Origin of the sequence: Atribacter sp., from assembly GCF_035418125.1 — a bacterium.
Taxonomy (GTDB): Bacteria; Atribacterota; Atribacteria; order Atribacterales; family Atribacteraceae; genus Atribacter; species Atribacter allofermentans.
In genome coordinates this window covers 1-8334 of the sequence record NZ_DAOLQM010000079.1, presented here as the reverse complement: position 1 = coordinate 8334, position 8334 = coordinate 1, and the positions used below count along the sequence as shown (strand labels likewise).

At 39.0% G+C, this 8334-nt stretch carries 7 protein-coding genes; all 7 read right to left on the bottom strand.

Annotated elements, in window-relative coordinates; genetic code table 11:
- Window positions 1-307: 307 nt before the first annotated feature.
- Window positions 308-1174 carry a shikimate dehydrogenase gene (aroE, locus tag PLK24_RS05570; RefSeq protein ID WP_324477099.1) on the bottom strand — a complete coding sequence of 289 codons (867 nt, stop codon included), beginning with the start codon at window positions 1172-1174 and terminating at the stop codon, window positions 308-310.
- Window positions 1153-1671: a YqeG family HAD IIIA-type phosphatase gene (locus PLK24_RS05565; RefSeq protein ID WP_324477097.1), complete on the bottom strand. Its 519-nt coding sequence runs from the start codon at window positions 1669-1671 to the stop codon at window positions 1153-1155. The genes aroE and PLK24_RS05565 overlap by 22 nt, the downstream gene beginning before the upstream one ends.
- The gene (gene mltG / locus PLK24_RS05560; protein WP_324477095.1) at window positions 1668-2651 is read right to left on the bottom strand and encodes an endolytic transglycosylase MltG; all 984 of its coding nucleotides are present in this window, start codon (window positions 2649-2651) and stop codon (window positions 1668-1670) included. The genes PLK24_RS05565 and mltG overlap by 4 nt, the downstream gene beginning before the upstream one ends.
- Window positions 2648-3061 (bottom strand): Holliday junction resolvase RuvX, encoded by a 414-nt coding sequence (gene ruvX, locus PLK24_RS05555; RefSeq protein ID WP_324477092.1) that lies wholly within the window; start codon window positions 3059-3061, stop codon window positions 2648-2650. Before ruvX ends, mltG begins: the two co-directional genes overlap by 4 nt.
- 93 nt (window positions 3062-3154) lie before the next feature.
- Window positions 3155-5767: an alanine--tRNA ligase gene (gene alaS / locus PLK24_RS05550; protein ID WP_324477090.1), complete on the bottom strand. Its 2613-nt coding sequence runs from the start codon at window positions 5765-5767 to the stop codon at window positions 3155-3157.
- 54 nt (window positions 5768-5821) lie between these two features.
- Window positions 5822-6802, bottom strand: coding sequence for an adenine nucleotide alpha-hydrolase family protein (locus PLK24_RS05545; RefSeq protein WP_324477088.1), 981 nt, complete (start codon window positions 6800-6802; stop codon window positions 5822-5824).
- Window positions 6799-8334 (bottom strand): S1 RNA-binding domain-containing protein (locus PLK24_RS05540; protein WP_324477086.1); only part of this gene is annotated, 1536 nt, incomplete at its 5' end. The genes PLK24_RS05540 and PLK24_RS05545, both read right to left, overlap by 4 nt.

Sequence of the window (8334 nt, the reverse complement as noted above, 5' to 3'; positions counted from 1 at the left end):
GTCTACTCGCAATATATAATTTACCACGAATATCTCAACACTGTCATCCTGAGGATTGGTATTAAGAATCCGTGAGGATTTCTTCTTTTAGGTTTTTTACATTTCAAATACTTTAACCGATGAGATTCTCACGTCGTCCAGAAAAAACACCGGACTCCTCAGAATGACGGAGTAGGTGGATGAGATTCTCACGTCGTCCAGAAAAAAACACCAGACTCCTCAGAATGACGGTGAAGCCGGATGAGATTGCTACGTCATCCGATAGAAACACCGGACTCTTCAGAATGACAGAAAGTCAGCAAGATACTTACCTCAATGCCTCATTCAAGGCTTTTTCCATTACTCCAATGGGGGCTTCAAAGCCAGTAAACAAACGAAAACTCTCCGCTCCCTGAAAAAGTAACATCATCTTTCCATCAAAAGCTTTTTTCCCCTTTTTTCGTGCTTCTCTTACCAGAGGAGTTTCTTCACGATTATAGACTACATCAATTACCAATTCACAGTTATCAATACCGTTCCATGGAACTTCAATGATTTCCTGGCTAAGTCCCAAACTAGTAGCATTAATCAAAACATCAACCTGGCTCAAAAAAGAAGATTGACCATTTATAAAGCTCTCCCAGTTATCAATTTCTATTACCGTGGCGAATGAATTTTTTGCCCACTGCTGAAATTGTAAAGACCTCTCGAACGAACGATTAAACACTATAACCTTACGAACTCCTCTTTCAATGAGCACCGATAAAACAGCTCGAGCAGCTCCTCCAGCTCCCAAAAGAGCAACCTGTTTACCATTAAGGTTAATCTGATTAAAATCCAGAGCTTTAGCGAAACCAATCCCATCAGTATTATAACCAACTAACTCTTCATCTTTTACAACCACAACATTCACTGCTCCCAATAGTAAGGCAGTATCATCCAATCTATCCAACCATTGAATAATTTTTTCCTTGTGTGGAACTGTAACGTTTATTCCCTTCAATCGCCAAGTTCGAAGCGTCCGAACAGCGTCCATAAGGTCCCCAGTGGAAATATCGAAAGCTAAATAGACGTAGTCGAGGTTTAAAGCGTTGAGCGCTGCATTTTGAAATACTGGTGACAGTGAATGATCCACTGGATGTCCAATGAGTCCTAACAAGTTGGTTCGAGCGGTTATTCGGTTTTGTTGAACCATTGAAGAAACCTTTTCATAACAAATTTTTCCACCAATCGTACCAGGCGGGTAAAAAAGAATTCTTTTCGGTTAATGGGATTGACTAAAATAGTATGGAGATTTAATCGATTCCCTCCTAAAACATCGGTAAATATTTGATCACCAATCACAGTAACCTGATTGTAATTCAAGTCCATCGATTCCAGAGCCTTACGAAAGGAACCGCGTCGCGGCTTTTGGGCCATAGATATCCCAGGGATACCCAAGGATTCCATGAAGTAATTGACTCTTGAAGTTGTGGAGTTGGACACCAGAAATATTTTAAATCCATCATTTTTAGCTTTTTTCAGCCACCTTTCTGCCGACTGAGTAACAGTTGGCTGGTCCCATGGTGCGATAGTGTTATCGAGATCGATAATCAAACCCTGTATCCCTCTTTTCTTTAACAAATCCAGTGGGATCTCAGATATTTCATCAACATAAAGTGATGGATAAAATTTCCTTAACAACTGCTTCATTGGATTGTACTCTTCTGTTTGTTTTTTAGGTGTTCATCAAAGGTTTTGGAAAAATTGTGCGATCCATTTTCTCCCAGTACAAAAAAATAATAATCGGTTTGAGGAGGATTTACTACTGCTTCTAAAGAATCAAGACTAGGATTACAAATCGGAGTTGGAGGAAGCCCTTTGTGAAGGTAGGTATTGTAAGGAGATGGTATGGTTAAATCTTCCAAGCTCAATGATGAGAGCTGCACTCCCTTTTCCTGATTCCAGGCATAAATGACCGTTGCACACGACTCTAATTTCATATTCGATTTCAAGCGATTTAAAAAAACTGAAGCGACTATAGGTTTTTCATTTATTAACTGTGCTTCTCTCTCGACTATTGAAGCTAATATTACTTTTTGGCTCATCTCGGTAAAACTTTCCTCCAAGAGACTTCCGGGATAAACTTCCTCAAATCGTTTTAATTGGATTTCAATGACCTGCTTGGGATTGGTGCCTGGTGATAAATAATAAGTATCGGGAAACAAATAACCTTCTAAATTTTTTGCTTCGGATAACCATGGTTTTTGAAAAATTGTCGGTTGTTGAGTATAACTTAAATAATCCTCCTGTCGACAAATTCCAGCTTGATCAAGCCACTCAGCCATTTGTTTAACTGTTGAACCCTCAGGAAAGGTTACTTTGACTTGATAAGAACGACCTTGAGCAATTCTGCTCACAATTTGGGAAATGGTTTCTCCTGATCGAAACTGATAATTCCCAGCAATCAATCGACTTTGATCGCTTAAAAATGTAAAAGCCAAAAAAAGAGCTGGAGAAGATATGAGATCGTTCTTCTTAAAATCTTGGGCAATCACTCGATTGGTCATTCCGGATTGGATAACCATGGTTTGAGAAACACCACTTAATCCTGGAGAATAATAAAATGATATATAAAGAATAAAACAAAATAAATAAGTAACAACGATTAATCCGAAATGATATTTTTTCATATTTGAGTAGAATCAATATAGGTTTGGAGAATTATGGTTGCCGCTAACTGATCGATAACCATTTTCCTTTTTTTCCGACTTACATCAGCTTCCAGCAATCTTTTCTCTGCTTCTTTGGTCGTTAACCTCTCGTCAAAAAGTACCACTTCACCGGGAAAACGCTTAATTAATAACTCACGAAACTCGATAATTTTTTGCGCTTCGCTTTTTACTGAATTATTTAGTCGCAAAGGCAAACCCAAAACAATGACTTCAGCTTGAACTTGTTGGGCCACTTCGATTATATTCTCAACATTTTTTTTTAGGTTCTCACTGGAAATCACCTTCAAAGGTGAAGCAAAGCTTGTCCCACGATTGTAAGAAAACCCGATTCTCTTTTCTCCTAAATCGACCGCTAATATTTTTTTCACCAACAAATTCCTTTGAGTTTTTGATATTGATAAATCAAGTTTTACTGAATTTATAATATAAAAAGCTTATCTTTTCCCTCTTCTTCTTCAATATCAAGAGATTTGATTGGTCATTTTCTTGATTTCTTCTACAAATTTTTCCCAAGAGCCAAAGGGGATACCACCAAATTGAACCAAAGACGGCCTCCCTCCTCCACCACCACCAATTTTCTTGGTTATTTCACGAACCAAACGATTCAAATCGATTGGCTGGGGGAGATTTATTTCAGCTAAAACACCAGAAATTGCTTCATCTTTTTTAATCCCCAAGACTACTATTCCCTGGCTCAGGCGAGTACGTAATTCATCAACCATCTCTTTTAAATAGTCTATCTCCGGTGGATTTTCAACAAAAAGATGAGTCAGGTAAATTGGCGGGTTGTTGCTTCCAGCAACTTGGAGAGCATCAAGAATTGCCTGACGTGCATGAGATTGAAAGGTCCGTTGGAGTTCTTCTTTATAATGTTTATTATTCTCGATTAAATTATTAATAGCTGGTAATATCTGATAATGATCCGATCCAAAAATTTTTTTAATATCACGTCCCAGGTGGAAATAGTCCTGAAGATATTTATAAGCAACTGATCCAGCTACTGCTTCTACTCTTCTTAAACCCGATCCTATGCTGGATTCGGTAATAATTTTAAAAAGACCAGCCTCACTGGTTCGCCGTAAATGGGTTCCTCCACAAAGCTCGGCAGTGTAATCACCCACTCGGACAATCCGAACTAGTGATTGATATTTCTCTTCAAACAATGCAATAACACCTGCTCTCTGAGCTTCATCCAGGCTTGAATAACTTATCACCACCGGTAAGTCCTCAAAAATCTTTTGATTTACAATCTCTTCTACAGCGTCGATTTCATCCTCAGACAAAGCAGAAAAATGGGTAAAATCAAAGCGAAGTCCACTTTCTCCTACCCAGGATCCAGCTTGTTTTACTTGTGAACCCAAGATTTCCCGCAGTGCTCGATGAAGCAAGTGAGTGGTCGTGTGATGAATTTCAATGAGTCGGCGACGTTGGGTATCAATTTTTGCCCAAACTCGATCATTTTCTTTGATTTGTCCACTGACTACTGTACCCTCGATTAAAAATTCAGAGTAGACCTTCTCGACCTGAACCCTTCCTTGTTCGGATTCTATCCAGCCGGTATCAAACTCTTGCCCTCCTTTTTCCGGATAAAAGGGTGATTCTTTCAAGGCGACGATTACCTTCTGGCCAGTTTCCGCTTGGCTGATACGGTCCTCTCCATCGGATAGAGCTACCATATCGGTATTGACCATAGATTGATTGTATCCTACAAAGCGACTGTAAACACCGGTAAATAGCTCCTCGACTTCCTTTTGGCTCCTTATAAGCCGATCTTTTTCACCGCGTGCTTTACGTGCTCTATTTTTTTGCTGTTCCATTTGATTTTCAAATTCTGTTTTATCAAATTGCAAACCCTCTTCTTGAAGAATATCTTCAGCTACATCTGACGGAAATCCATAAGTATCATAGAGCATGAAAATATCCTTTCCAGAAAGCTGTTGTTTTTTATTTTTTTTGGTTTGTTCAATTAATTGACTTAAAAAGGCTTCTCCACTTTGCAGGGTTCCCTGAAAGCGGGATTCTTCTTGAAATACAATTTTTGAAATAATATCTTTTCGCATGAATAGTTCTGGATAAGCGTTACTCATTCCATCAATGACAGTAAATAGTAACTCATGGAGAAAAGGCTGATGGATTCCTATTTTTCCTCCATATCGATAGGCGCGACGGATCAAGCGCCTTAAAATATAGCCTCTTCCCTCATTTGAAGGATAGATTCCATCGGCAATAAGAAAAACAATGGCACGAATATGATCGGCAATAATCCGGAAAGGGGGTTTTAAGGCTGGTATCAAGTAATCATTGCCTGATATTTTCTCCAAACCTTGAATTATGGGGAAAAAGAGATCGGTTTCATAGTCAGTATCAGTTTCCTGAACAACCGAGGCTAAACGCTCCAATCCCATACCGGTATCAATATTTTTTTTAGGAAGTTCCTCAAGAGTTCCATCGGCTTTTCGATCAAATTCCATAAAAACCAGATTCCATACTTCAAGATATCTATCACAATTACACCCCGGGGTACAGGTGGACTGACCACAACCCCTTGCTTCCCCACGATCATAATAAATTTCTGAGCAATACCCACAGGGACCAATCGGTCCTGAAGCCCAGAAGTTATCTTCATCACCTAAGAAAACAATTCTTTCCGGTGGGACACCAACACAATTCTTCCAAACTTCGAAAGCTTCTTGGTCTTTACGATGAACTGAAACCCACATTCTATCAGGAGAAAAACCGATCGTCTGAGTGAGAAATTCCCATCCCCATAGACAGGCTTCTTTTTTAAAATAATCACCAAAAGAAAAATTTCCTAACATTTCAAAAAAAGTATGATGGCGGGCTGTATGACCAACATTTCCCAGGTCATTAACCCGAACACATTTTTGGACACTGACAACCCGCTTAAAATTAGGCTGGATTTTGTTTAAGAAAATTGGTTTAAAAGGCACCATACCAGCAATGGTTAAAAGCAGAGTTGGATCGTTTGGTATCAACGAAGCACTGGGAAGTATCTTGTGTCCTCTTTTTTCAAAAAAATCCAGGAATTTTTGCCTCAACTCAGAACTGGTCATTGTACGTCACTTCTCTCCTTTTCAATCACCATCATGCTTTTCATTTGCTCATAATTATATCCAAAAATCGACAACCTGAAAGGTCCGAAGTCTTCGATTGGTTGATGGCATCCATTGAAATGAAACTGGCTGAACAAAGTCTGGTTGAATTTTACCATTTTCAATCCAATACCGGGAATCGAAATTGCGGTAAAGGCCAGGATTGGCACGTATTACTAAGGTAAGAGGACGATCAACCCAGGTTATGGTATCGATTTCTTCGAAATCGGTCATTCTTTGAGAAATAATCGACTTCAGCTTTGGATTGGGAAACGGTCGAAGATTAATCAGTGCCTGATTCTTCTGTAAAGGTCCGACAATTTTAACATTAGCTATCTCGCTTTTAAATCCCTCTTGATGGAGGGTTTGTAATAAAACCTGGTTGGCTTTTACCACCGCCTGTCCATGAACTTTTGCTGCCAGCGGTTTATAGAGATGTTTTAATACGCAACCTTCTCGGACACTATTTTCGCCTATTCGTCGGACGGGAATATTCATAATCTGGCAAATCTGAAAAATTTCTTGCTTGGAGAAGTCAAAAAGAGGCGAATAGGTATTTCGTATCAGCTTAAGACCGCGGATTCCCCAACTATCACTCTGATTAGCACCACCGATTATCAGTGTTTTTTCCCCAAAATTCTTTTGAAGATTATCTAATTTGGCTTTTCTGGTGCAGAGATTACAAGCAGGTCCACGGCTTACAACCTCTTCAATGATATTTCTTCCAGGAAGATACAAATGCGGGACATGAAAACAGGATATAAGAAAGTCAATATTCTCTCGGGCATGATAGGGAAAATACTCTTCCCAGTCAACGGTACATGCTTGCACTTTTTCTCTCCCCAAAGCATATATCGAAAGAAAAAGTGCAACCGTACTGTCGACTCCTCCAGAAAAGGCCACTACGACTCTTTCAAAACCTTCTGCAATATCTTTTATTTCATTTATGACATTCTGGATCCGCTTCTCAAAAACAACATCAACAACTTCTATCATGAATTATTTTTCATATTATTGAGAAGATTATTAAAAGTATCTCCAAAAACATCGCCCAAAGTAGTTCTACCATTGGTTTGAGTTATTGGTTGTTCTTTTTTGGGTTTTTCCCTTTCTTTTGTTCGTTCTTTTTCTTCATCACGAGGGAGAGTTTGCTTAATGCTCAGACCAATTTTTCTCTCCTGGTCATCCAGTTTAATAATCTTTACATTGACTTCTTGATTCTCTTCGATTACTTCTGAGGGAGAGGAAATTCGTTTATCAGATATCTCTGAAATGTGAACTAAACCATCCCATCCCTTTTCCAATTCAATAAAAGCTCCAAAATCCACAATTCTGACAACTTTTCCGGTATGAATACTTCCTACTGGGTATTTATTTTTTATTTCGAACCAAGGATCAGGAAGGATTGCCTTCCGGCTTACTACAATCCTTTGCTCTTCTGGTTGAAACTCAATAATTTTAACTGGCAGTGTCTGACTTTTTTTAAGTAACTGACCAGGATGTTTAACCGGCTCCCAATCTAATTCCGAAAGAGGAAGGAGGGCTTCAACATCGGGTATCAGTTCAATAAAAGCTCCAAAATTCATTAGCCTTTGAACATTCCCATCAACTGTATCTCCAACCTTCCAAAGGTTTTGGGCCTGCTCCCAAGGATTTTCTTTCATCTGCTTTAGGCTTAAAGTAATTTGACGGTTCTCCGGATCAACGTCGACTATACGGGCATCAATTAACTGATTCCGGCGTAAAATTTCGCTTACTCGATTCACACGTTTCCAGGATAGTTCTTCGATGGGTATCTTTCCTTCAACACCATCTTCAATTTCAACAATGGCACCCTTGGGGTTGATCCGTTCTACCCGCACTCGAGCTACACTATCAACCGGATAATTTTCACCGACTGAAAGCCACGGGTCGGGATGGATTTGTTTTAAACCAAGTGATAAACGTTTTTTTTCTTTATCAATATCGAGAATTCGAGCATCAACAATATCACCTACTTTAACCACTTCTTTCGGATGCTTAACATATCCCCAAGAAATATCAGAAATGTGAACTAGACCCTCAATCCCTTCTTCGATCTCTACAAATACTCCAAAATCTTTAATGGATATTACTTTGCCCTGAACGATATCCCCTACTTTCATTTTTTCTTCAACGCTTTCCCATGGATCTGGTTTAAGGCGCTTCATACTTAGGGATATTTCCTCTTTTTTGGGGTCCCACCCTATCACTCGAATATCAATTTCGTCACCTTTATTCAATATATCCTCTAACTTTCCAATTCTACCCCAGGATATCTCTGAAATGTGCAACAATCCATCAATCCCACCTAAATCAACAAAAGCACCAAAACTGGTAATATTTTTAACAATCCCTTTCCTGATTTGACCAACTTCAAGATTGGCAAGGGTTTCTTGTCTCTTTTTTAATTCTTCTTCTTCAACGATAATTTTATGTGAAACCACAACATTCCTGGTTTTTCGATCCGCTTCAATCACTTTCACTGGTAAGGTTTTATTAATATATTC

Excerpts from the sequence above, each read along its gene's own strand:
- PLK24_RS05565 (WP_324477097.1), bottom strand. The coding sequence starts at position 1,671 with ATGAAGCAGTTGTTAAGGAAATTTTATCCATCACTTTATGTTGATGAA.
- PLK24_RS05545 (WP_324477088.1), bottom strand. The coding sequence starts at position 6,802 with ATGATAGAAGTTGTTGATGTTGTTTTTGAGAAGCGGATCCAGAATGTC.
- alaS (WP_324477090.1), bottom strand. The coding sequence starts at position 5,767 with ATGACCAGTTCTGAGTTGAGGCAAAAATTCCTGGATTTTTTTGAAAAA.
- aroE (WP_324477099.1), bottom strand. The coding sequence starts at position 1,174 with ATGGTTCAACAAAACCGAATAACCGCTCGAACCAACTTGTTAGGACTC.
- mltG (WP_324477095.1), bottom strand. The coding sequence starts at position 2,651 with ATGAAAAAATATCATTTCGGATTAATCGTTGTTACTTATTTATTTTGT.